The following is a 24,398-nucleotide window of genomic DNA, read 5'->3' on the forward strand; positions in this document are numbered from 1 at the left end:
GCTTCAGGCCAGTTTGCCGTTGCCCTGCACTAGTGTTGCCTTGGGCTTGCGAAACACCAGCACGTTACCCAACATCACCAACACCAGGCCCGCCAGTGCCGGCGCGGTCCATTGGTAACCTTCGGCAAATGCCGAGACATTCAGCGCCACCACCGGGAACAACACCGTGCAGTACGCCGCGCGTTCCGGGCCCATGCGCCCGACCAGCGTCAGGTAAGCAGTGAAGCCGATCACCGAGCCGGGGATCACCAGGTACAGCAGCGATCCGAGGTAGCGCGCATTCCATTCGATGTCGAACGGGATGCCTTTGACCAGGCACCACACGGTCAGCATCGCCGCACCGTAGGCCATGCCCCAGGCGTTGGTGGTCAGGGGTTTGAGCCCGGCCTTCTGTTGCAGGCTCGACAGCATGTTGCCGGCCGAGAAACACAAGGTGCCGCACAGGGCCAGGCCCAGGCCGAGCAAGGTTTCCGGGCTGGCGGTATGCCCGGCCAGTTCCGGCCAGAACAGCAGGCCAAGGCCCAACAGGCCCAGCGCGCCGCCCATCAATACGTTGCGGGCGATTTTCTGACCGAAGAACACCCGCGCGTTCAGGGCGTTCCACAGGGTGGCGGTGGAAAACACCACGGCGACCAAGCCGCTGGGGATCCACTGGCTGGCCGTCAGGAAGCACATGAAGTTGACGCAGAACAGGCACAAGCCCTGGGCCAGGCAGATCAGGTGCCCGCGACGGTTCATCACTTGCAGGCGCCGACTGAGCAGCAGCATCACAAACAGCACCAACGCCGCGAGGCCGAAGCGATAGACGATCGACACCGGTATGGCCACCACGCCCAGTTGCCATTTCAAGGCAATCCAGGTGGTGCCCCAGATCAACACGGTCAACAGGTATAACGACAGGTTCATGGCAAAGGCTCCTCGATAGGTGCCCAGTGTCCTGCGCCAGTGATGGGTGCACTTGCATAAACTTGCGCTTTTGTCGGCCGACGGGCTGGCAGGCCAAGGTCTACGGAGTAGGATGCGAAGCGTTGGAGAGAAAACGATCATGCCCGCACTGGAAACCCTGCAAGTCTTTCAAGCCCTCAACCGCTCGCCCAATGCTCGCCTCGAGCACAGCGCCGAGCTCGGTGACGGCATGGCTGCAGCCTTGTGGAGCAATCATCACGACGCCCAGGACTACGAAGCGCCGACTCATCACACCCTGTCCTGTTACATCGCCGGCGGCACCGGCACTTTTCGCCGCGACCAACCCGGTACCAAGGGCGGCCCGGACAAACTGTGCATCCTGCCCGCCGAGCACCAGTCAGGCTGGGTGATCAACGGCGACATTCGCCTGGCCCACCTGTATTTCAGCCCAGAACAATTCGCCCTCGGCTGCGTCACGCTGCTGGACCGTGAACCGCGGGAACTGCAATTGCGTGAAGGCACTTTTATCGACGACCCCCAACAAGCCCAGCGCTTTCGGCAGATGCTCACGCTGAATTGGGAAGAGCCGGGCGAACGCGTGCTCACCAGCAGCCTGGCCCATGAAATGCTCAGCCATGCCTTATTGAGTCAGGTCGGCCTGCGCCAGGGGTTAAGGCTCAAGGGTGGCCTGGCCGCACATCAGCGCCGGCAGTTGGTGGAGTTCATCGACAGTCAGTTGGCCGAAGCCATTAGCCTGGGGCAATTAGCCGGATTGTGCGCGCTGTCGGAATACCACTTCGCGCGCATGTTCCGCGAGAGTTTCGGCTTGCCGCCCCATCAATATGTGCTGGCGCGGCGCATGAGTCGGGCGCGGGAGTTGTTGCGTTCGACGGCGCAGCCGTTGGGGGAGATTGCACTGGCGTGCGGGTTTGCCAGTGCGAGTCATTTCACCAATCGGTTTCGGCAGGTGTTGGGGGGGACGCCTGGGGAGTATCGGCAGGCGTTTTTGCGTTAGGCCTGAGATGTTTTGTGTTTGGCAGATCGCCTTCGTGGGCAAGCCTCGCTCCTAAAGGGAATGTGTGTTTATCGCGAAAATGCGATTCGACAATGAACCCGTGTAGGAGCGAGGCTTGCCCGCGAAGAACGATGACGCGCTCTGTGCTCAGAATTCCAATGTGCTGGAAAGCGACACTTGCCGTGAATCCCCCATCGACACAAAGAAGCGGCTCGCCGCCGAGGTGTAGTAGGTGCGGTCGAACAGGTTCTTCACGTTGAGCTGGAACTTGACCTTCTGCCCTTCGACTTTGGTGTCGTAAGTAGCGAAGGCGTCAGCCACGGTATAACCCGGCAGGTCGAAATCATTCGGCGCATCCCCCGCCCGCTCGCCGACATAGCGCGCACCGGCGCCGACCCGCAACTGATCCCCACCAACAATGGTGCCGAAGTCGTAGACCGCCGACAGCGAGCCCGTATTCTTGGCGACGTTTTGAAGTTTCTTGCCTTTGTAGTCCGGGTCTTCGGTGACTTCGGCGTCGGTGTAGGCATAGCTGCCGATCATGCTCCAGCGGTCAGTGAGCTGGCCAGTCAGATCGATTTCCAGCCCCCGGGAACGCACTTCCCCAGCAGCGCTGTAAATGGTCGTCGGGCCTTCGGCGTTGGCGATCAGCACGTTGCGTTTCTTGATATCGAACAGGGCGATGTCGCCCGTGATGCGACCCGGCATGTCGAGCTTGGCGCCGATTTCCCAGGACTTGGCTTCTTCCGGCGCGATGCTGCCGTCGAGCACCACGGTGCTGCCGCTCAACGGCGCGATGGTCGAGTTGGGTTTGAACGATTCGGTGTAGCTGCCGTAGAACGACAACTCATCGGTGTAGCGATAGACCAGCCCGGCGCGGGGCACGAATTTCTGGCCGTTGTTGTCGGTATTCGCCTTGAACGGCACGCCTTTGCCGGCGTACTGGTCGTACTCCTGGAAACGCCCGCCGGCCACCAGAATCCACTGGTCGGTGAGGTGAATCGAGTCCTGGGCGAAGATCGAATCGCTGCGCAGTTGATCGGTCTGGGCACTGTCGGGTGCGCTGACGGTAGTGCCGGCAACTTCGCGGCCGTAGACCGGATTGACGTAGCTGAAGGTGCTCAGGCTTTTCTGGCGGATCAGGTCTTCGCGGTAGATCTTGCGGTACTCGTCATCGACGCCGAACACCAGGTCGTGCTGCATGCCCAGCACATTGACTTTGCCTTCGAGGCTGGCGGTGGTGAAGCGGTCGGTACTGATCGCATTCTGCGTGCCGTCCATGCTCCGGGTCAGGGTGCCATTCCTGGTGTTGATCGCGGTGACGCGGACCTGGCTGGCGTCGTAGGTTTCGCGGTTCCAGCTGTAGCCGAAATGGGCGTTCCAGTTGTCGTTGAGCTCGTGATCGGCCTCGAAGTGATACAGGTCCGAACGCCCTTCCATGTTGTTGAACGGCTCGTCGAGGCGTTCGTTGCGCGAGATGTCCAGCGGGTGGTTGGTGCGCGGATCAATGATCGTGCCCCGGTCGAACGGGGTGAGGAATTCCCGGTGTTCGTAGGAGAACAGCAGCTTGGTGCTCTCGCCGAACCAGGCCAGGGACGGCGCCACCAAGGTCTCGCGGTGGGTGCCGAAGTTGCGCCAGTAATCTTCGTCTTCGTGGTCCAGGACCATGCGATAGGCCAACCCGGAATCGCCCAGTGCACCGGTGCTGTCGAGGCCGCCGCCGCTGCCGTTCTTGCCGTCGCCGTAGGTCGAGCCGCGCAGGGTCAGGGCGTTGTATTGGGTCAGTTCGGGTTTCTTGCTGACCATGTTGACCACGCCACCCGGGTCCTGGATGCCGTAGAGCAAGGACGCCGGGCCCTTGAGCACTTCGACGCGATCGACCGTGGCGTTCATGCCACGGCCCTGCACGATCGGCATGCCGTCGCGCATGATCGAGCCGTTGCGGTTGTCGCCGAAACCGCGGGTCATCACCGAATCCTGGGTGCTGGCCAGGGTGTTGCCCTGGGTGATGCCGCTGACGTTGGCCAGGGCGTCATCGAGATTGCGCGGCGCCTGGTCGCGAATGACCTGGGCCGGGATCACGTTGATGGTCTGCGGGGTTTCCTGGAGCAACGCCGAGCTGCGCATCACATTGCTGGTCGGCGGTGGCTGGTAGCTCTGGGTTTGATCAAGCACCGAAGTGATGGTGGTCGCGCCGAGGTTCAGGGTGCCTTCGGTGGGGACAGGCTCCAGCGCCAGGGTGTGGGCGTCGGTGCGGCGGAAGGTGAAGCCGGAGCCACTGAGCAAACGCTGGATCGCCTGTTCCGCGCTCATCTGCCCGTTGAGTGCCGGGGCGTTGAGGCCGTAGGGCGCTTCGTCGGTGTAGACCACGCTGGTGCCAGTGATGCGGCTGAAGTCGCTCAGGGCCTGGGGCAGCGGTTTGGCGGCCAAGGCGAAATTGAATTGCGTGCGCTGTTGCGTGCTGGCGGTTTCAGCGCCGATGGCCACGCTCAGCGGCAGCAATGCCAATGCCGAAAAACTCAACGCAGAGGCACCGAACCATTGTTTGACCGAACCCGAATTTGCCCTGGACTTCATTACTCATGACCTGTGTAGAACCGCAGCGGGATGCGAATGACTCGCAGTTTCAGTCACTACACGGATGGGGATTGGGTTTACCTCATCATTATTTTGAAAATATTTTTATCTGGCGCTGTGCGGTGTTTGCTCGCGATGGGGCCAGTCGCCTCAGCGCAAAATAATCATCTGCCCCAAAAGGTGATGCTGCTCAAACCCCAACACCCCCTGCAACGAACTCAACACCGCCTGCGGATCCTTGCTCGGAAAACTCCCGCTGACCCGCCGCGCCGCCAGTTCATCGTTGAGCAGCAAGATCCGCCCCGGGTAATAGCGGCGCAGGTCCTGCACCACATCCGCCAGGCTCGCCTTGTAGTAATTGAGCCAACCCTGACGCCACGCCAACTGCGCCTCACTGTCCACGGCCTGCAGTTTTTCCGCCGAGCCCTCGCCATACGCGACCTGCTGGCCAGCGGTGAGGATTTGCTGCTCGGCGTTGCGATCTGCCGTGACACCGACGCGCCCGGACAACACCGTCACCCGTGCACCATGAGGTTGCAGGCGCACTTCAAACTGAGTACCGAGCACCCGCGCCTGGCCCTTTTCGGCATCAACCACGAACGGCTCGCCGGTGTGGGTGACGCTGAAAAAACCGGCGCCGCGACGTAGCTCAACATGGCGCTCGCCGTGGCTGAAATCCACGGCAATCGCGCTGTCGGCATCGAGGGTGACTTGCGATTGATCCGCCAGGATCACCGTGCGAATTTCCCCCGGTGCCGAGACATAATCCGCGCCCAGATCATCGGCCCAACGCAGCGGCTGCCACCCCGCACCGAGGCCGACCATCAGCACCAGACACGCGGCCATCGCCAACGCCCCGGACCAGCGCCGCACACTGGAGCGCTTCGAACGGTCCATCGCATTGAGATAACCCTGCAGGGCCAATGCGTCTTCATCGGCCAAGGTGCGCGCCGGCACTTCGCTCAACTCCCACACCACTTGCGCCTGAGCGTAGGCCTCGGCGTGCGCAGGATCGGCCTGCAGCCAGTGACTGAACGTGAGCTGATCGCCACTGCTCGGCTGATCGTGCAACAGGCTCAGCCAAGCGAAAGCAGCCTGTTCCTGGGCGGGCGTCGGGGTGACGCGTTCGGCGTGTTTCACGGTGCTTTCCTTGGCGTGCGCGGTTCGGGTTCCCGCAGGCTGGCCTTGCAGGCGTCGAGGGCGCGCATCATATGTTTTTCCACGGCGCTTTGGGACAAACCCATGGCCTTGGCGATCTCGGCGTACTTGCGGCCGTGAATGCGGTTGAGCAGGAAAATCTGCCGCGTACGCTCGGGCAACGCACGCAACGCGGCTTCGACGTGGCGCAAATCGTTGCCTGCCTCCAACGCGGCTTGCGGTTCGCTGCCCTGGCTGTCCGGCGCATCCGGCATCCAGCCTTCGTTGACCCGCACCCGCGTGCCTTCGCTGCGCAAATGGTCGATGGCGATGTTGCCGGCGCAGCGCAAAAGATAAGTGCTCAATTCTTCAACCTGCACCAGCGGTCGGCGCCAGAAGCGCAGGAACAAATCCTGCACCAGATCCGCCGCCGTCGCCCGGCAACCGACGCGCCGACTCACCAGCGCTTCCATCTGCGAACGCTGGGACAGGAACACCTGGAGAAAATGCGCACGGGCGCCACGGTGCTCATCGTCGTGGGATTCCGGAGGGCTGGCGATCATCAGCTCAGCACTGCGCAAACGGGGCTGGCAATCAGGCCCAGCACCGCCAATGACATGGCCAGGCGCGGGCGATACGGCAGCAGCAACACCAGCAGCAACGCGCTGAACATCAACACCGAGAACCACTCCACCAGGCCCAGGCCCCAACCGGTCGCGGACACTGCCGCCCACAACGACAAGGCCAGCAACAGCCAGCCGCCAAGTTTCATATGCCGTCGGCGCTTGGCCGATGGCTTGCGCCCGAGAAGGTCGGCGTGATGCCGGTCCATCGACAGACAGAGCGCGGTAAATCCGCCGTAGCAGAGCAACAAGGCCAGCAACATTCAGGTCGCCTCAGGCTCAAGGGTGACGGGGCGGGCGCGTTGGCGAGTGACGGTTGCAGCTTTCCCGACGCGCTGCATTTTCCACGCAGCCCACGCCAGGAACAGGCCACTGCCCAGGCACGTCAGATCAAAACCAGCCATGGCCCAATCGCCTTGGCGCAGCGACACGCCCAAGTGATACGGCGTGGTCAGCCCATTGAGCAGCGGCACCGCGCAGAACAGCACCGCGGCCAACGCCAGTTGCTCGACCCATGCCGCGCGGCCACGACGAACCATCGCATGCAGCACGCTCAAGCCCCAGGCGATAAAGAAGCTGTTCACTTCCCAATCCGCCCGTTGCGCCAGCGCCACCGGCAACAAGCGGTTGGCCCAGAAGAACACCGCCACGGCGATCACCAGTCCCGACATGCTGGCGATGTTCAGCACTTCCACCAGCTTCAATTCGAACGGCATCACACCGCTCTTGGCATGTTTGAGCTGACGCTTGCCGAGCCAGATCACCAGCCCGGTGCCAATCATCGCCGTGCCGGCCATACCGCAAATGAAGTACAGCCAACGTAATACCGGACCGGCGAAATGGCCCATGTGCAACCCATAGAAACCACCGGCGATCGCCATCGGAATCGGACGCTCCGCCGTGGTGCCGAGCAGTTGGCCGGTCACGCCATCAAAGGTCAGCGCCCGGCCATAGTCGTAGACCACGCCGTCGGCGCTATCGCGTTCCAGGACCACCGAGGCATTCGCATCGCCTGGATTGTTCACGGCCAGGTTCCCGGCTTGCCCTTCTAACCACTGTTCGCGGGCCCGTTCCAGCAACGGCGCCAACGGGGCCAATGGGCTCGGTTTACCCGCAACTGCCGGCGTATTGGACTCCGGGAACACCTCGTCGAAAAATGCCCCGGCATCACCCTTGTACGCAGCAAGAATGCCCGCGGGCATCACCATCGCCATGAAAATTACCAGGCTGCTGTAGGTGATCATCAGGTGAAACGGCAACACCAGCACGCCCACCGCGTTGTGCCCGTCGAGCCAGGAACGCTGGCCTTTGCGCGGGCGGAAGGTGAAGAATTCCTTGAAGATTTTCTTGTGGGTGATGATGCCGGTGATCAGCGCGATGAACATCAGCATGGCCGCGGCGGTCGACAACCAACGGCCCCACGGATAAGGCATTTGCAGTTGAAAGTGGAAACGGTAGAAGAACTCGCCGCCCATGGTTTCCCGGCCCTGCACTTCGGCACCGGTGAGCGGGTCGAGAGTCTTTTTGCTGAACTGGCCGCGTTTGCCGGGTTCCGCCGGGGCTTGCTGCCAGCGTACGGTCAGGCCGGGCTCGCGGGCCGTCGGCAGGTCGATGAGCCAGCGCGATGCGTTGGGCGCGTGCTGCTGAAGATAATTTTGCGCCAGGGTCAGGCTGGCTTCGGAAGACACCGAGCGCGCGGGAATTTCCGGCTGCATCCAGTGGCTGGTCTCGGCTTTGAAATACGCGAGGGTGCCGGTCAGGAAAATCGCGAACAGCAACCAGCCAAAGATCAAACCGACCCAAGTGTGCAACCAGGCCATGGCCTGACGAAAACCCTCTTTCATGGCTGGCCCGCCCAATACGCCAGCCCGGAAACCGTGCCCAGCACCAGGCTCGGCACGAGCATGCCGAACCACGCCTGCCAGGCGCTGCGGCAGGCAAAGCACCAGAGCGCCGCCATCAGGTAGGCGAGAAACGAGGTCATCATCCCGGTGATCACCGCTTCGGCGCGGGCCATGGGCAGCAGCAGGCTCAGGCTGACACTGGCCAGCGCGGCGACGACATAACCGCCCAGCACGGCAGCCAATACCCGCGAAGTGACCGCCAGTCTGTAGGAAACGGGGAGCGTGCTGCTTTTGCCTTTCATGTTTCGACCTTGAAACCGGGTGAGGCCCCGTGAACGTCGCGAGACCAACAAGCGCGCAATATTAATGATAAATATTCTCATACGCAAAAGAGATCCGATTGCCGGATGCGGGTAGGCCCACTTACAATGCGAACAATTCTTGTTCTCTAACGTATCCGTTTGTGTCGGAGTGCTTCTGTTGCAGCCCGCCAATCCTGTCGAAGTGCTTTATCACGACCATCACAACTGGCTCACCGGTTGGTTGCGGCGCAAGCTCGGCTGCCCGGACAGCGCCGCTGACCTGGCCCAGGACACGTTCATGCGGGTGCTGACCGCTCGGGAAACACCGCAGATCATCGAGCCGCGGGCGTTCCTCACCACCATCGCCAAGCGCGTGCTGTTCAACCATTACCGCCGTCAGGATCTGGAGCGCGCCTACCTCGACGCCTTGGCGCAGATGCCGGAATGTGTGGCGCCGTCGGAGGAAGAGCGGGCGATCATCCTGCAAACCCTGATGGAATTGGACCAGTTGCTCGACGGTTTGCCGCGTTTGGTCAAACGCGCGTTTTTGCTGGCGCAGGTCGATGGCCTGACTTATCCACAGATCGCTGCCGAACTGGGGATTTCCATCGCCACGGTCAAACGGCACCTGAATAAAGCAGCGATGCGCTGCTACTTCGCCCTATGAACCCGCCGCCGGATTTTTCCTCCCACGTCGCCGAGCAAGCGGTGCATTGGCTGCTGGAGATGCAGCAAGGGCCGTTGAATCCGCGTCAACAACTTGCCTGGCAGCAATGGCACGACGGGCACAGTGAACATCAGCGAGCGTGGGAGCATATCCAAAGGGTCAATCAACGCCTGCGCGGGATGTCTTCGCCCTTGGCCCACGCTGCACTGAATGCGCCGAAATCCGGCGGCCGTCGCCAGGCGTTGAAGTTGTTGTTGCTGCTGGGTGCCAGTTCGGCGGTGACGTGGGGCATGCGCGAAAGCAATGTGCTAACGCCGTTGCTCGCCGACTATCGCAGCCCGGTGGGTCAGCGGCGCAAGGTGGCGTTGGGCGATGGCAGTCAGGTGCAGCTCAACACCGCGACTGCGGTGGATGTGCGGGCTGACGGTCTGATCCGATTGCTCGAAGGCGAAATCTTGCTGACCGCCGCCCAGGCCTTTGAGGTGCGAACGGCTCAAGGTCTGTTGAAAACCCAAGGCGCACGAATGAATGTGCGGCAGTTTGCAGATCGGACTCAGGTTGCGGTGTTCGAAGGTCGCGTCGAACTGACGCCAGATGGCGGCTCGCCGTTGCTGCTGCAAAGTGCGCGGCAGTTGAGTTTTGGCCCACGCGGTATCAGCACTCCCCTGCCCCTGGACGCCAATAGCGGCGCCTGGGCCGACGGCATGTTGGTGGCGGCGCAGATGCGGCTTGGGGATTTTCTTGATGAATTGGGTCGTTATCGTCGCGGGCAGCTTCATTGCGATGCGAAGGTGGCCGATTTATTGATTTCCGGGACGTATCCGCTGGATGACAGTGAGCGGATTTTGCAGATGCTGGAAATCAGTTTGCCGGTGAAGGTGAAGCGGTTTACGCGGTATTGGGTGACCGTGGAGGCCCGTGCGTAATGATCGTTCCCACGCTCTGCGTGGGCATGCAGCCCGGGACGCTCCGAGTCCCACCCGAAGCCGAACGCGGAGCATCCGTTGAGGCATTCCCATGCAGAGCGTGGGAACGATCTTTCGTACTACTTGAGCCGTTTTTCAGATCTGGCGTGACAGAGAAGGAAAGCCCCCTTGATTCCACCTTCTCAGGACCGTCCTCCATGCAACCCACCCGCCTCACCCCGCTGCGCCAACTTCTTCTGGGCATCAGCCTGAGCTTCGCGGCTGCCTCCATCACCCAAGCCGCCGACGCCAAGCCGTACCACATCGCCCCGTCCTCACTGGAAAACGCCCTCAACCAGTTTGGCCGTGAAGCCGGGGTGCTGATTTCCTTTGGTTCGCAAGTCACCAGCGGCGTAAAAAGCCGTGGCCTGGAAGGCAACTACACCCCCGAGCAGGGTTTGAATGCCTTGCTCGAAGGCACCGGCCTGCAAGCCCGGGCCGAGGGCGAAAACGCCTTTAGCCTGCAACCGGTGGGCGATGCTGCCCTGGAATTGGGCACTTCGACGGTGGTCGGCGATTGGCTGGGTGATGCGGCGCAGATGAATGTGTTCGAACACCCCGGCGCGCGGGACGTGATCCGCCGCGAAGAATTCGAACGCCAGGGCGCGACTCAGGTCAAGGACGTGCTCAACCGCATCCCCGGCGTCAATGCCCCGGACAACAACGGCACCGGCAGCCATGACATGGCGCTGAACTTCGGCATTCGCGGCCTCAACCCGCGTCTGGCCTCACGCTCCACGGTGCTGATGGACGGCATTCCGGTACCCTTCGCGCCTTATGGCCAGCCGCAGTTGTCATTCGCACCGATCAGCATGGGCAACATGGACGCGGTGGACGTGGTGCGCGGCGGCGGTGCCGTACGTTACGGGCCGCAGAACGTCGGCGGCGTGGTCAACTTCGTGACTCGGGCGATTCCTGACGCGCCAACGGTCAAGGGTGGTTTCCAGACCGAAACCAGCCCGTCCTCCAGCCACGACGGCTTCAAGACCACCGGCAATCTGCTGGCCGGCGGCACGGCTGACAACGGTCTCGGCGGCGCTTTACTGTATTCCGGCACCCGCGGTGGCGACTGGCGTGAACACAGCGATACCGAAATCGACGACCTGATCCTCAAGGGCAAATACCAGCTCGACGAAGCCAACAGCTTCAACGCCATGGCCCAGTATTACGAAGGCAAGGCCGATATGCCCGGCGGCCTGAACGTCGCCGACTACGACGCCGACCCGTACCAGTCCACACGCCCGAAAGACCAGTTCTGGGGCCGTCGCACGATGTTCAACTTCGGCTATCGCTATCAGGAAGATCGCCGCGAATTCACCGCTAACACCTTCTTCACCAAAACCTTGCGCAGCGGCTATCTGGACCAGGGCACCTTCCTCTCGCTATCTCCGCGCGAATATTGGGTGCGCGGTCTGGAAACCCGCTTCGCCCAAGGTTTCGATGTCGGCCCGACCAGCCATGAAGTCGGCATCGGCTATCGCTACATCAACGAAGCCGGCCACGAACTGCGTTATCGCGAGCCAATCGCCAACAACACCTACCCGACCAGCAACAGCCGCAACGACCGCGACACCCGGGGCGGCACCGAAGCCAATGCGTTCTTCGTCGATGACCGGATCGACATCGGCCAGTGGACCCTGACGCCGGGCATTCGCTACGAAATGATCGAGTCGCAACAGACCAACAACCTGACGAACGTGAAGTACAAGGGCGACTACAACACCGCCCTGCCGGCGCTGAACGTGCTCTATCACGTCACTGACCATTGGAACCTGTACGCCAACACCGAAGGTTCGTTCGGCAGCGTGCAATACAGCCAGATGCCAAACCGGGTGAGCAGCGGTGAAGTCAAACCGGAGAAGGCGCGGACCTGGGAACTGGGCACTCGCTACGACAACGGCGCGCTGCGGGCGGAAATCGGCGCGTTCCTGATCAACTTCGACAACCAGTATGAAAGCAACCAGACCAACGATTCGGTGATCGCTCGCGGCGAGACCCGTCATCAGGGTATCGAGTCGAGCATCAACTACGCCCTCGACGACCTGAACCCGGCATTGGCTGGTTTCGATGTCTACGCCACCTACGCCTATGTTGACGCGACTATCCGCGAAGACGGGCCGAACAAGGGCAATCGTGTACCGTTCTCCTCGAAACACAAAGGCACGATTGGCGTCGGTTATACCGAAGGCGCGTGGAAGCTGAATCTGGACAGCAGCTACCAAAGCAACCAGTTCGCCGACAACGCCAATACCTCGAAAGAAAGCGCCGACGGCAGCACGGGCAAGATCCCGGGCTACATGCTGTTCAGCAGCCGCGCGGCGTATGACTTCGGGCCGCAGTTGTCGGACCTGAATGTGGCGGTGGGGGTGAAAAACATCTTCAACCACCAGTACTTCACTCGCTCGTTTGATGACAACAACAAGGGTAAGTACGTGGGGGAACCGCGGACGGTTTATGTGCAGACGTCGGTGGCGTTCTAACGCGACATTGATCGTTCCCACGCTCCGCGTGGGAATGCCTCAACGGACGCTCCGCGTTCGGCTTTGGATGGGACGCGGAGCGTCCCGGGCTGCATTCCCACGCAGAGCGTGGGAACAATCAACAAAAACGGGCCTGCATAAGCAGACCCGTTTGTCAGTGGAAAGGTAAAAAGTGAATCAGGCCTCAGCCGTTTTGCGCAGCCTGTTCGTTCTCGAGAAATTCTTCTTCCAGCAGCACGTCAGCATGTGCGCCCCGTTCAAATGGGACTACAGCGGCACGTGGTTTGCCCCGCAGTTTGCCGAACAGATGGTCCAGTGCATGTTCCAGTTTGGTGGCCGCCCCGTCGATCGCTTGTTCAAGGGTATCGGCTTTATGGGTCACAGAAATTGGTTGATGGCCTTTAGGCCGCGCTTCCAGCTGGCAGCGCATGTCATGCGGTCCGGGCTTGTCGCCGTTTTCGTCCCGCAGGTGAACCTCGACGCGGGTCAGGTCCTCTTCGTAACGTTCGAGCGTGCTCTCAATGGTAGTACGTACCCACTCCTCCAGTCGGATGCTGCTTTGAATATGATTGTCGCTGTTGACTTGGATTTGCATAGTTCATCCCTTATTTCAGCTAGCTCGCGAGAGGCCGTTCGGCTGGCCCTTGGGCGTCATCACCGTGACCTCTTACTTACACAATCGGTCTGTGCGGTGAACAATTCAACCCCTAAAAAAAGATAATTTTTCAGACGCAAAAAAAGCCGGACAAGGAGCAAAAGCGCTGTTAAGGTCGGGAGTTGGGTCGCCTCGCTTCTTTGTCACAATTGCTCACATCTGCTGCTCCGCCAGCGGATGCAAACTCCTGAATACCCCCGCCTCTTCCACCAGCCAGTCATGCACCGCACGCACGCCCGGATGGCTCAGCGCCCCCGGCGCATACAGCAGCACGTAGCGTTTGTGGTTCGGCACCGCCAGCCCGAACGGCACAATCAACGTCCCGCGCTCCAGCTCATCGTTAAGCAACGTTCGCCGCGCGATCGCCACGCCCATGCCGGCTATCGCCGCTTCGATGGTCAGGTGATTGCGATTGAAGGTGTGCCCGCGCCGTACGTCGGCGCCTTCGAAGCCGATAGCATTGAGGTAGAACTCCCATTCCGCGTACTCGTAACTGCCGCGCCAGGCGGTGATGTCGTGCAGCAGCGGAAAATGCATCAGGTCCGCCGGGCCGTGCAACGGTGGGCGGCCGCGCAGCAGGCTCGGGGCACACACCGGGAAAATCTGCTCGTCGAGCAAGGCTGTGGATAACAATCCAGGATAACTGCCGTCGTTGAGGTCGATGGCCAGGTCGAAGTCGCCCTCGTGCAGCGGCACGCTGCTGTCTTCGGCCACCAGACGCAGCTGAATGTCCGGGAAACGTTGCTGCAAGCGCGGCAGGCGTGGGGTTAGCCATTTGCTGAGGAAGGACGGAATCGAGCGCAAACGCAAAATCCCGCTGATCATCCCGGCGTCCAGTCGACGCAATTCGGCGTCGATGCTGCCGTAGGCTTCGTTGACGGTGATGGCCAGTCGCTGGCCTTCAGCGCTCAACTCCACGCCACGTGCGCGCCGATGAAACAGGCGAAAACCCAGGCGCTCTTCCAGCTGTCGGATTTGTTGGCTGACCGCACCCGGCGTAATGTGCAGTTCTTCGGCGCAACGAGTGAACGACAAGTGCCGCGCGGCACAGGAAAACACGTGCAGCCAGACGTAGGTCTGGGCGTGCAATTGACGACTCATCGTTTAGTCCTGCTAAAGGCTGTCTTAGGAAGTTTCGTTGGTCACGTTGGACCGAGGTGGGCAGTATCGCCGACATTGCGCTTGTCCTACAAAAATGGCAGCGATTTCTCTTCCATTGCTTGTATAGGCTTTAGCATGGCTATCAGTGTTTTCGATCTCTTCAAAGTCGGCATCGGTCCGTCCAGTTCCCACACCGTCGGCCCGATGCGCGCCGCCGCGACCTTCGCCCAGGCCCTGATTGACCAACAATTGCTGGGCGACGTACGGCGGGTAGAAATTCGTCTGTACGGCTCCCTTTCCGCGACCGGCGTCGGTCACGCCACCGATCGTGCCTGCGTCATGGGCCTGATGGGCGAATGGCCGGATAGCATTGACCCGACGTCTATCGATGCACGCATTCAACATCTGCGCGAAACCGGCGAGCTGTCCCTCGCCGGCCAATCGACCATCGCCTTCAACTGGCACCGCGATCTCCTGCTGCTGGAAGAAAGCCTGCCCTACCACCCCAATGCGATGTCTCTGACAGCCTTCGGCGAAACCGGTGAGCTGTACGAGCAAACGTACTACTCGGTCGGCGGCGGTTTCATCATCGAAGCGGCGGAAGCCGAGTCCGGCATCGCGCCGACCAGCGACGTGGTGCTGCCGTACGATTTCTCCAGCGCCGCCGAATTGCTCAGGCTCTGCAACCAGCATGGCCTGCGGGTTTCCGAGCTAATGATGGCCAATGAACTGGCGTGGCGCAGCGAAGCCGAGATCCGCCAGGGTTTGCTGCACATCTGGTCGGTGATGCGCGAGTGCGTCGAGCAGGGCCTGCTGCACGAAGGCATCCTGCCCGGCGGTCTGAATGTTCCGCGTCGCGCAGCGAAATTGCACCGCAGCCTGTTGGAAATCGGCAAACCGAATGTCATCACGTCGACGCTGTCGGCCATGGAATGGGTCAACCTGTTCGCCCTCGCCGTGAACGAAGAAAACGCTGCCGGCGGCCGGATGGTCACTGCACCTACCAACGGCGCGGCGGGGATTATTCCGGCGGTACTGCACTACTACATGAAATTCAATCCGGACGCGTCGGACGATGACGTCGTCGCGTTCTTCCTCGGCGCAGCGGCGGTCGGCATTCTGTGCAAGAAAAACGCCTCGATCTCCGGCGCCGAAGTCGGCTGCCAGGGCGAAGTCGGATCGGCCTGCGCCATGGCCGCCGCCGGCCTGGCGGACGTGCTCGGCGCCACCCCGGAGCAACTGGAAAACGCCGCCGAAATCGGCCTGGAACACAACCTCGGCCTGACCTGCGACCCGGTCGGCGGCCTGGTGCAAGTGCCGTGCATCGAGCGCAACGCCATTGCCGCAGTGAAGGCGATCAACGCCACGCAAATGGCCCTGCGCGGCGACGGCAAACACTTCATTTCCCTGGACCGGGTGATCCGCACCATGCGCGATACCGGCGCCGACATGCAGGACAAATACAAAGAGACTTCACGGGGCGGCCTGGCGGTGAGCTGGGTGGAGTGCTGAGGAGCGCTCCCTGACCGTCCGTAACACGTGAGCCCGAGCAAGAATAATAACGAGGCCAAAAACGATGACCGATGTACGTACACCTGCTGCCGATAATCCCGCTGTAGACCTGACACGCAACACCGAAACTGCCCACAAAGGCTGGAGTAAATTCGACACCACCTGGATGCTCGGCCTCTACGGCACGGCGATTGGCGCCGGCACGTTGTTCCTGCCGATCAACGCCGGCGTCGGTGGTTTCTGGCCGCTGCTGGTGCTGGCGCTGCTGGCGTTCCCGATGACCTTCTTCGCCCACCGTGGCCTGACGCGTTTTGTGCTGTCCGGACGTTCGGGCGACATTACGGAAGTAGTGGAAGAACATTTCGGCATCGGCGCCGGCAAGCTGATCACGCTGCTGTATTTCTTCGCGATCTTCCCGATCTTGCTGGTGTACAGCGTGGCGCTGACCAACACCCTGAGCAGTTTCATGGAACACCAGTTGCACATCGCGCCGCCACCCCGGGCGATTCTGTCGCTGGTGCTGATCCTCGGCTTGATGGCGATCGTGCGTTGCGGTCAGGGCGTCATCGTCAAATGCATGAGCGTGCTGGTTTACCCGTTCGTCGCGGCATTGCTGCTGCTCGGTTTGAGCCTGATCCCGAACTGGAACGGCGCATTCTTCGCCACCGCCAGCGAAGGCATGCCGCTGCCGCTGTTCTTCAAGACGTTATGGCTGGCGATTCCGGTGATGGTGTTCTCGTTCAACCACTCGCCGATCATCTCGGCTTTCGCCGTCGACCAGAAGCAGCGCTACGGCGCACAGGCCGAGCGTAAAAGCAGCGGCATCCTCGCCATCGCCCACGGGATGATGGTGGTGACGGTGATGTTCTTCTGCTTCAGTTGTGTGCTAGCCCTGTCCCCGGCGGATTTGGCGGCCGCAAAGGCGCAGAACATCTCGATCCTGTCGTACCTGGCCAACCACTTCCAGACGCCAGTCATTGCTTACGCCGCGCCGCTGATTGCGTTGGTGGCGATCACCAAATCCTTCCTCGGCCACTACATCGGCGCCAGCGAAGGTTTTCAGGGCCTGATCGTGAAAAGCCTGCGCGGCCGTGGCCGGGTGATGTCATCGAGCTGGCTGAACCGCGTGACCGCGCTGTTCATGATCCTAAGCTGCTGGGCCGTGGCGACGTTCAACCCGAGCATCCTGCGCATGATCGAAACCCTCGGCGGGCCGATCATCGCGTGCCTGCTGTTCCTGATGCCGATGTACGCCATCCGCCGGGTGCCGGCCTTGCGCCAGTACTCCGGACAGGCTTCGAATGTGTTCGTGGTGCTGATCGGCCTGATTGCACTGTCTGCGATCATCTATTCATTCCTGCCCTGAATCGGGCAGATAAAAAGAAGGCGGGCCAGGGTGCCCGCTTCTTTTTGGCCGTGATCATTGCTCGACAGTTTTCGCGGCATGGCCCTTGCTACGTTCCTGCCTGAGGCAAAAGGACTTTTGAAACCTCAGCGAGCGACCTGCCGGTGGTCTGGTATTGCGAACTAATCCTGATCATGGCCGGTCAACAACTGCACGTTCAATCAGGCGGTGACGCATTATGGACAACCCTTTTCAGCTCATTACCGATGCCTTTGCACCGGATTATCAGATCAACCTGAGCATTCAGGGTCTGGACGGCAGCATCATGCTGACCCTCTCGAACAGTGGTCGAGTGGTCGCCAAACGGATGATCAGCGCCGAACAACGCAATGACCCCAAGCGCCTCAAGCGCCTGGTGCAAAGCATTCAGTTCGGCATCGCCATCGAACAGGGCCACAGCGCCGTGGCCATTCTCGAAGCCATGACCGACGGCGACAATCGCAACCTGCCGCCGCCACCCGTCAAAGGCCACAGCCGGCCAGCCATGCGCCTTTAAATCTCGCCCTTCTCGACCTCGGGATGCTCACCGGAGCCCGTGCCAATCTTGCGCTGCGGGTGTTCGATCTTCACCGAGGGAAATTGCGACGACGCGTAACGCACCACCAGTATCGAAAACGCCAGCAGCAGAATCCCGCCGCACAGGTAGATGATGCCGATGTCCGGCGGGTTGTGGTGCGAGACGTTGGAGATCAGCAGTCGCGTCAGCGCCGTGATCGCCACGTAGATCAGGAAACGCACCGGCATGTGGTTGGTCTTGAAGTAAATCCCGACCATCGCCCCCAGCTCCAGGTAGATGAACAGCAGCAGGATGTCATCGATCTTGATGTGCCCCGCCTCGATCATCTGCAGGAATTCCATCACCGCCGCCCACGCGGTGACCGCACCGATGGCGAACAACGCCAGGTAGTGGAAGGTCTCGACGAACAGGTTGCCCAGGGACTCGGCCAGTTGATGCACGTTCTGCCGCAGTTTCTCGGCCCAGTTGATTTTCACGATGATTCTTCCTTAGCTCGGTTCGAGCGGATGATGCGGGTTGGACGTGACGGTTGTTCTGCATGCAGAAAAAAGGCCAGGCTCTGGGAGTTGAGATGATGGCCGCGTGATATGAGACACGTCTGTGGTGTCTTGCCCGCGAATGGCACGACACGGATTACCTGACAAACGCCAATTTCGGTCTACATTGAAAAGCCACTACCCAAAGCGCAGGGATTCGCTTATCCTTTTCGCTGTATATAGATACAGTAGTCGCAAAGACAACTTAATGTGAAGGCATGTGAGGTGGTGAATGGCCGTCGAAGTGGTATACCGCAGCAGCCGAGATCTGGAGCGCTTGTTCATGGATAAAGCCGAAGCTGACCGTCATGACAAAATGCTCGAACTGGCCGAACTGCTGGCCGAAGTGTTGCAAAAAGCCGTTCCGTCCCTGAGCGAGCAGCAAGTGGAAGAAGCCGGGATCTACATGGCGAAGAATCGCGATGTGTTCGCCAAGGCGTTCAAGAGCCAGCCGGATGCACTGTCCGAGTTGCTGAGCGCGCCCGCTGAAGTGGCTGAACCTGTTGAGGTGGCTGAAGCCGCCGAGCCGGTCAAGCCTGCGAAAGCAGTCAAAGCCGTCAAGTAAGCAACGCCCGAATTGAATAGGCCCTGAGTCGAATGGCTCAGGGCCTTTTTAATGTCCGAAAATCAAAAGATCTTCAGCGATACAAAACCTTCTCCGCCAACTCATCCGCCACCCGCGCCGGCGAACGCTTCTCCGCCTGCGCGTGAGCAAAAACCTCCGTCAGCCGCGAACTGATCTTCGACAGATGCGCGGTGATCGTCGCCAACTCCTCACCACGATGCTTGAGCGACACATAGATCAACCCACCCGAATTGATCACGTAGTCCGGCGCATACAGAATCCCCCGCCGTTCCAACTGATCGGCAACATCCAGGTGCGTCAGCTGATTATTCGCCGAACCGGCCACCGCCGAGCAGCGCAGTTGCGTCACGCTATGGCTGTTGAGCACACCGCCCAGGCCACACGGCGCAAGGATGTCGCATGGGGTGCTGAGCAAGGCATCGTTGGCAATCGGATGGGCGCCCAGTTGTTCCATGGCCAGTTGCACCTTGCCGTGGTCGATATCACTGACCAGCAGCTCGGCGCCAGCCGCGTGCAGTTGCTCGGCCAGGGCGTAACCGACATTGCCCAGGCCTTGGATCGCCACGCGCAAACCTTCGAGGTTGTCACTGCCCAACCGCGCCATGGCGGTGCTGCGGATACCGGCGAACACGCCCATCGCCGCGTGGGGCGCAGGGTCGCCGGCGGACGTGGTGCTGGTGACGTGCTGGGTTTGTTGGGCGATGCAATCCATGTCCGCCACCGAGGTGCCGCTGTCGATGGCGGTGATGTAGCGGCCGTCGAGCTGATTGATGCAACGCCCGAAGGCCTCGAACAGCGCTCCACGGTTTTCCACGTGGACCGGGCGAATGATCACTGCGACGCCGCCGCCCTGTGCCAGGCCGGCCAGTGCCGCCTTGTAGCTCATGCCTTGGGCGAGGCGCACCGCGTCCTCGACCGCGGATTCGTCGCTGGGGTAGGCAAGGTAACGACAACCGCCCAGGGCAGGCCCCAGGCGGCTGTTATGAATGGCAATCACCGCCTTCAACCCGGTGACCGGGTCTACGCTAAGGTGTAGCGATTCAAGGCGAGTGCTTTGCATGAGAGCGAACATCGTCGGGCTCCCGAATCACTTCTGGTAGTCGCCAGTATAGGCTTGCGCCTGAAAATTGCTGAAGCGCACCGGAATAAGCCGCGGGTCTTTAAGGGCTTTGCGACATAACCTGAAGTCGCCTGTGTGCAGGACTGGACGAAAGCCGGTGGCGGGGCTAAAACGAGGCATTCCATGGAGATTTAGATGACCCCGCGCCAACGCTTCTTCGACTGCCTGCAACGTTCACCGCCCGCCCTGTTCGAGGCGGCGCTGTGGATTGCGGCCGAACACGATGCCGAAATGAACTTCGAAGCAGTGCTGACGGACTTCATGGAACTGCAACAACGGGTCAGTTCAGGCCTGCCGATGCTGCCGGTGAGCGAGTTGGCCCAGCCGTTGTTGCGGCGCATGAATGACCTGGGGTTTGCCCAGGACGACTTCACCCCGTTGCGTCCGCAAGTGGCGCTGGCCCACAAGGTCCTGGAACGACGCCGTGGCCAGCCGCTGGCCCTGGGGTTGATTGCGCTGGAGTTGGCCAGAAGGCTGGAGATTCCCTTGGTCGGAGTGAATTTCCCCGGGCATTTCCTGCTGCGGGTGCAGGGCGCCGATCACTTGCTCGACCCCTGTGGCGGGCGGCGGTTGTACCCCAATGATTGCCGTGATCTGCTGCAACGTCAGTACGGTCCCAACATCAAACTCAGCGCTGAACATTTGCTGACCGCCGACCCGGTGCACATGCTCCAGCGGCTGTCGCGCAACCTGCGCCAGTTGCACCTCACCAACGATGATTTTATCGGCGCCCTGGTGGACGCCGAGCGTGTGCTCGAACTGGGCAACGGCAACGCCGCCGATTACCTGGCCCGGGCCAGCCTCTACCAACGGCTCGACTGCCCGAACGCCGAGCGCTTCGACCTGGAACATGCGCTGTTGCTCAGTGACGATCCGATCCAAAGAATTCGCCTGACAGAGCGGCTGGGGCACCTGCCCCCGAATTCCGTCGTTCACTGACCCCGGCTTGCCCGCGAAGAAGGCGCCTCGGTCCATCAGGGATACCGCGTTATCGTTCTTCGCGGGCAAGCCTCGCTCCTACAGGGGGCCGTGGTGCTTCCTGGGGCGAACGCACCTGAATGATGAACAACGCCGCAATCACCGCCGGAATCGCGCAGAAGAAGAAAATCTGCTGCACCGGAATGTGCATCGCCAGCAGCATGCTGCCAAACAACGGCCCGAGGATCGAACCGAAACGTCCTACGCCCAGCGCCCAACCGGTGCCAGTGGCGCGCACGTGCGCCGGGTAGAAGTTACTGGCGAAGGCATTGAGGGTCAGTTGCCCGCCGATGATGCAGAACCCGGCGGCAATGACGCTGGCCACCAGATAACGCGGGTTGTCGTGATTCAGCCCCAGCAGAATCGTACACAGCGCCGCCGCCGTCAGCACACCCGCCAGCAGTCGCACCTTGCTTTTGAGGCGGTCGGCAAACCAGGCCATGCAGATCGCGCCAATGGTGCCGGCGAACAGGAACATCGAGGTCACCAGGTTGGCTTGATTGAGTTTCAAGCCGCTTTCCAGCAACAGCGTCGGCAACCAGCTGATCATGAAATACAGCAGGATCAGGCTGACGAAAAAGGTCGCCCAGATCAGCAGCGTCGGGCGCGCATAACCGTTGCGAAACAATTCCAGCACCGTCAGTTTGCTGCCCTGCTCCTGCTCGTTTTGCGCCATCGAGGCGGCGGGTGGTTGCCAATCCGGAAGCATCCGCGCGGTGACTTTGCGCAAGCGTACATAAGGTGGCGCATCGCGCAGCAGACGCGGCAGGGATTCAGGAAGAAACCAGGCCAGAAACGGGAACAGCAGCAAGGGCGTGACGCCGCCAGCGAGGAACACCGCTTGCCAGCCGAAGCTGTCGATAAAACCCGCCGCGACAAACCCGCCCGCCGCCCCGCCGAACGAGAACCCGCAAGCCGCCAACGTCACCATCAAGGTGCGCAGGCGTGGCGGCGAATATTCCGACATCAGCGCCATTGCACTGGGCATCGCTCCGCCCATGCCGATCCCGCAAATGAACCGCGCGGCCATCAGGGTATTCAGGGAATCGGCGAACACCATCAACACGGTGAGGGTGGCGTAGATCAGCACGCAACCGAGCAGAATCCGCCGCACGCCGAAGCGATCCGCCAGCGGTGTGACGGCCAGTGAACCGAGGGTCAGGCCCAACAGGTTAGCGCTGAACACGGGGCCGAACGCGGCTTTTTCCAGACCCCAATCCTGGGCCAGGGCCGGTACGACGTAGCCGAGGACTTGCGCGTCGTAGCCGTCGGTCACCAGCAGCAATGCCAGGAGCAAAAGGAGCAACCACTGATAACGGGACACAGGACGGGCGTCGAGTGCCGCCCGGAAGCTGGCAATCTGGTTGTGCATCGCGAGGTACCTGATTTGTTTTTATGTTTTGTAGACCGATCGTTCCCACGCTCCGCTTGGGAATGTCGCCATGGACGCTCCGCGTCCTCTGTGACGCGGAGCGTCACGGGATGCATTCCCACGCAGAGCGTGGAAACGATCAGCTTACTGCGGGGTGTCGGGCTGGTTCGCCGGGTGTGCCTTGATGAACGCCGGATGGGTCGCCGCCAACACTGCAACCCGGCGAATCCGCGGATACGCCTCCAGCGAAATATTGAAACGCTCCGCCGCATACAACTGCGGAATCAGGTACACATCCGCCAACCCCGGCTGCTCACCAAAGCAGTAACCGGCATCACCAATCAACTGCTCCACCGTCGCCAACCCCTGGCTGATCCAGTGCCCGATCCACTCCACCACCTGCACTTCATCGTGGCCCAACTGGCGCAGCTTGTTGAGCACGCTGACGTTGTGCAGCGGATGCACATCGCAGCCAATCACCGCCGCCACGCCGCGCTCGCGGGCACGGGCGGCGAGGTCCTTGGACAGCAGCGGCACCTGTGGATAACGTTCCTCCAGGTACTCGATGATTGCCGGTGACTGGATCAGCAGATCACCTTCATCCGTACGCAAGGCCGGCACCCGACCTTGCGGATTGATCGCCAGGTACGGCGGCTGCCGGTGCTCGCCACCGGGCGGCGCGATCAGGTTGATCGGCAGCGCCTGGTAATCCAGGCCCTTCAGCGCCAGCGCGATGCGCACGCGGTAAGACGAGGTCGAACGGTAGTAGGTATAGAGTTCCATGACCCGATCCTCTTAACGCGCCGGCACGACTTTGCCACGGCATTCGCCGAAACCGATGGAGGCGAAACCGTCGCGGCTGCAACGGGCGCGCAGGATGATTTCGTCGCCGTCCTCAAGGAATTTGCGCACCTCGCCCGAAGCCAGTTCGATCGGCTTTTTACCGCCCTCGGTAATTTCCAGCAGGCTGCCGAACTGACCGTTTTCCGGGCCGGACAAAGTGCCCGAGCCGAACAGGTCACCGGCCTGCAACTGGCAGCCGTTGACGCTGTGGTGCGCAACCATTTGCGCCACGGTCCAGTACATATGTTTGGTGTTACTGAGGGTCAGGCGATGGGCCGGCAGGTTTTGTTCGCGCATGGTTTCGGTGAGCAGCAGCACTTCCAGTTCGATGTCGAAGGCGCCGCCCTCCTGATCGCGTTTGTCAGTGAGGTATGGCAGCGGCAGCGGATCACCTTCAGGGCGTGCCGGTTGCGCGCGGCGGAACGGTTCCAGTGCTTCGGCGGTAACAACCCACGGCGAGATGCTGGTGATAAAGCTCTTGGACAGGAACGGCCCCAGCGGCTGGTATTCCCAGGCCTGGATGTCCCGCGCCGACCAGTCGTTGAGCAGGCAGAAACCGGCGATGTGATCCGCCGCATCGCCGATGGCAATCGAGTCGCCCATGTCGTTGCCTTGGCCGATCCAGATGCCCAGTTCCAGTTCGTAATCCAGGCGTGCACATGGACCAAACGTCGGCTCGGTCTGACCGGCCGGCAGGGTCTGGCCTTTCGGACGACGCACGTCGGTGCCGGACGGGCGAATGGTCGAGGCGCGGCCGTGGTAGCCGATCGGCACGTATTTGTAGTTCGGCAGCAACGGGTTGTCAGGGCGGAACAGTTTACCGACGTTTTGTGCGTGCTCTATGCCGACGTAGAAGTCGGTGTAGTCGCTGATTTTTGCCGGCAGGTGCATCACGCAATCGGCGGCCAGTGGCAGCAGTTTTTTGCCCTGGGCTTCGATCTTGCCGTGCAGGGTGCTGCCTTCGGTGAACAGCTCCAGCAGGCGTTCGCGCAAGGCAATGCGTGCTTCGCGGCCCAGTTCGAAGAAGGCATTGAGCTGACCGCCACGGGTCGCTTCGACCGCGGTGCGCGCGGCGCCCTCGAACAAGCCGGCGTCCAGCGCCGCTTCCAGATCGAAAATATGTTCGCCAATGGCCACACCGCTGCGCGGTGCCGAACCGTTCACGCTGAACACACCCAGGGGCAGGTTTTGCAGCGGGAAATCGGTGTGGCCGTTGGCGGAGGCAACCCAGCTACGAAGGGTGGAAGTCTGAGTCAT

The 24,398-nt window shown here is 61.2% G+C and carries 22 protein-coding genes and 1 pseudogene; 9 read left to right on the top strand and 14 right to left on the bottom strand.

All coding sequences use genetic code 11. The features are described 5' to 3' along the window. Positions 1–3: 3 nt before the first annotated feature. The gene (locus HKK53_RS15430; RefSeq protein ID WP_169371534.1) at positions 4–906 is read right to left on the bottom strand and encodes a DMT family transporter; all 903 of its coding nucleotides are present in this window, start codon (positions 904–906) and stop codon (positions 4–6) included. Between the two features lie 139 nt (positions 907–1,045). Between HKK53_RS15430 and HKK53_RS15435 the strand changes: the two genes are divergently transcribed. Beyond that, positions 1,046–1,921, top strand: a complete 876-nt coding sequence (locus HKK53_RS15435; protein ID WP_169371535.1) for a helix-turn-helix transcriptional regulator — start codon at positions 1,046–1,048, stop codon at positions 1,919–1,921. Between the two features lie 147 nt (positions 1,922–2,068). On the opposite strand, the gene HKK53_RS15440 is transcribed toward HKK53_RS15435, so the two are convergent. The 6 genes from HKK53_RS15440 to HKK53_RS15465 all read right to left on the bottom strand — a co-directional run bounded on the left by HKK53_RS15440 (position 2,069) and on the right by HKK53_RS15465 (position 8,404). Next, complete coding sequence (locus HKK53_RS15440; RefSeq protein ID WP_169371536.1) at positions 2,069–4,498, bottom strand: TonB-dependent siderophore receptor; 2,430 nt, start codon at positions 4,496–4,498, stop codon at positions 2,069–2,071. A 150-nt stretch (positions 4,499–4,648) separates the two neighbouring features. Further along, a complete protein-coding gene (locus HKK53_RS15445; protein ID WP_169371537.1) occupies positions 4,649–5,638 on the bottom strand; it encodes a FecR family protein in 990 nt (329 codons plus the stop codon). Continuing rightward, a complete protein-coding gene (locus HKK53_RS15450) occupies positions 5,635–6,198 on the bottom strand; it encodes an RNA polymerase sigma factor (RefSeq protein ID WP_149657524.1) in 564 nt (187 codons plus the stop codon). Before HKK53_RS15450 ends, HKK53_RS15445 begins: the two co-directional genes overlap by 4 nt. Continuing rightward, positions 6,198–6,521 (bottom strand): DUF3325 domain-containing protein, encoded by a 324-nt coding sequence (locus tag HKK53_RS15455; protein WP_169371538.1) that lies wholly within the window; start codon positions 6,519–6,521, stop codon positions 6,198–6,200. The genes HKK53_RS15450 and HKK53_RS15455 overlap by 1 nt, the downstream gene beginning before the upstream one ends. Then, positions 6,522–8,102 carry a PepSY-associated TM helix domain-containing protein gene (locus HKK53_RS15460; protein WP_169371539.1) on the bottom strand — a complete coding sequence of 527 codons (1,581 nt, stop codon included), beginning with the start codon at positions 8,100–8,102 and terminating at the stop codon, positions 6,522–6,524. It abuts the gene before it with no gap. Then, positions 8,099–8,404, bottom strand: a complete 306-nt coding sequence (locus HKK53_RS15465; protein ID WP_169371540.1) for a DUF3649 domain-containing protein — start codon at positions 8,402–8,404, stop codon at positions 8,099–8,101. The genes HKK53_RS15460 and HKK53_RS15465 overlap by 4 nt, the downstream gene beginning before the upstream one ends. A gap of 178 nt (positions 8,405–8,582) precedes the next feature. Between HKK53_RS15465 and HKK53_RS15470 the strand changes: the two genes are divergently transcribed. From HKK53_RS15470 to fecA, 3 genes are all read left to right on the top strand, one after another. Further along, on the top strand, positions 8,583–9,071 hold the full coding sequence (locus HKK53_RS15470; RefSeq protein ID WP_169371541.1) for a sigma-70 family RNA polymerase sigma factor: 489 nt from the start codon (positions 8,583–8,585) through the stop codon (positions 9,069–9,071). Next, the gene (locus HKK53_RS15475; protein WP_169371542.1) at positions 9,068–9,997 is read left to right on the top strand and encodes a FecR domain-containing protein; all 930 of its coding nucleotides are present in this window, start codon (positions 9,068–9,070) and stop codon (positions 9,995–9,997) included. The genes HKK53_RS15470 and HKK53_RS15475 overlap by 4 nt, the downstream gene beginning before the upstream one ends. A 197-nt stretch (positions 9,998–10,194) precedes the next feature. Continuing rightward, on the top strand, positions 10,195–12,516 hold the full coding sequence (gene fecA / locus HKK53_RS15480; protein ID WP_169371543.1) for a TonB-dependent Fe(3+) dicitrate receptor FecA: 2,322 nt from the start codon (positions 10,195–10,197) through the stop codon (positions 12,514–12,516). Positions 12,517–12,700: 184 nt separating this feature from the next. Here the strand turns inward: fecA and HKK53_RS15485 are convergent, their stop codons facing one another. Both HKK53_RS15485 and HKK53_RS15490 read right to left on the bottom strand, forming a co-directional pair. Next, a complete protein-coding gene (locus HKK53_RS15485) occupies positions 12,701–13,111 on the bottom strand; it encodes an HPF/RaiA family ribosome-associated protein (RefSeq protein WP_149418217.1) in 411 nt (136 codons plus the stop codon). A gap of 213 nt (positions 13,112–13,324) precedes the next feature. Further along, positions 13,325–14,272, bottom strand: a complete 948-nt coding sequence (locus tag HKK53_RS15490; RefSeq protein ID WP_169371544.1) for a LysR substrate-binding domain-containing protein — start codon at positions 14,270–14,272, stop codon at positions 13,325–13,327. Positions 14,273–14,407: 135 nt separating this feature from the next. Here HKK53_RS15490 and HKK53_RS15495 point away from each other — a divergent pair, with 135 nt between their 5' ends. From HKK53_RS15495 to HKK53_RS15505, 3 genes are all read left to right on the top strand, one after another. Then, on the top strand, positions 14,408–15,784 hold the full coding sequence (locus HKK53_RS15495; protein WP_169371545.1) for an L-serine ammonia-lyase: 1,377 nt from the start codon (positions 14,408–14,410) through the stop codon (positions 15,782–15,784). A 64-nt stretch (positions 15,785–15,848) separates the two neighbouring features. Then, positions 15,849–17,150: a serine/threonine transporter gene (locus HKK53_RS15500; RefSeq protein WP_169371546.1), complete on the top strand. Its 1,302-nt coding sequence runs from the start codon at positions 15,849–15,851 to the stop codon at positions 17,148–17,150. Between the two features lie 217 nt (positions 17,151–17,367). Then, positions 17,368–17,685 carry a DUF3509 domain-containing protein gene (locus tag HKK53_RS15505; RefSeq protein WP_169371547.1) on the top strand — a complete coding sequence of 106 codons (318 nt, stop codon included), beginning with the start codon at positions 17,368–17,370 and terminating at the stop codon, positions 17,683–17,685. Here HKK53_RS15505 and HKK53_RS15510 read toward each other — a convergent pair. Continuing rightward, positions 17,682–18,182: a phosphate-starvation-inducible protein PsiE gene (locus HKK53_RS15510; protein WP_169371548.1), complete on the bottom strand. Its 501-nt coding sequence runs from the start codon at positions 18,180–18,182 to the stop codon at positions 17,682–17,684. The two genes, HKK53_RS15505 and HKK53_RS15510, sit on opposite strands and share 4 nt — an antisense overlap. A 292-nt stretch (positions 18,183–18,474) precedes the next feature. Here HKK53_RS15510 and HKK53_RS15515 point away from each other — a divergent pair. Then, a pseudogene (locus HKK53_RS15515) lies at positions 18,475–18,729 on the top strand (YebG family protein); the annotation flags it as partial. 151 nt (positions 18,730–18,880) lie between these two features. Here the strand turns inward: HKK53_RS15515 and HKK53_RS15520 are convergent. After that, positions 18,881–19,900, bottom strand: coding sequence for a Glu/Leu/Phe/Val dehydrogenase family protein (locus HKK53_RS15520; protein ID WP_169371550.1), 1,020 nt, complete (start codon positions 19,898–19,900; stop codon positions 18,881–18,883). A gap of 183 nt (positions 19,901–20,083) precedes the next feature. Between HKK53_RS15520 and HKK53_RS15525 the strand changes: the two genes are divergently transcribed. Continuing rightward, positions 20,084–20,887 carry a SirB1 family protein gene (locus HKK53_RS15525; protein WP_169371551.1) on the top strand — a complete coding sequence of 268 codons (804 nt, stop codon included), beginning with the start codon at positions 20,084–20,086 and terminating at the stop codon, positions 20,885–20,887. Positions 20,888–20,936: 49 nt separating this feature from the next. Here the strand turns inward: HKK53_RS15525 and HKK53_RS15530 are convergent, their stop codons facing one another. From HKK53_RS15530 to fahA, 3 genes are all read right to left on the bottom strand, one after another. Continuing rightward, positions 20,937–22,298, bottom strand: a complete 1,362-nt coding sequence (locus tag HKK53_RS15530) for an MFS transporter (protein ID WP_169371552.1) — start codon at positions 22,296–22,298, stop codon at positions 20,937–20,939. A gap of 144 nt (positions 22,299–22,442) precedes the next feature. Then, positions 22,443–23,081: a maleylacetoacetate isomerase gene (gene maiA / locus HKK53_RS15535; RefSeq protein ID WP_169371553.1), complete on the bottom strand. Its 639-nt coding sequence runs from the start codon at positions 23,079–23,081 to the stop codon at positions 22,443–22,445. 12 nt (positions 23,082–23,093) lie between these two features. After that, the gene (fahA, locus tag HKK53_RS15540) at positions 23,094–24,398 is read right to left on the bottom strand and encodes a fumarylacetoacetase (protein WP_169371554.1); all 1,305 of its coding nucleotides are present in this window, start codon (positions 24,396–24,398) and stop codon (positions 23,094–23,096) included.

The organism is Pseudomonas sp. ADAK7 (genome assembly GCF_012935675.1).
GTDB lineage: Bacteria > Pseudomonadota > Gammaproteobacteria > Pseudomonadales > Pseudomonadaceae > Aquipseudomonas.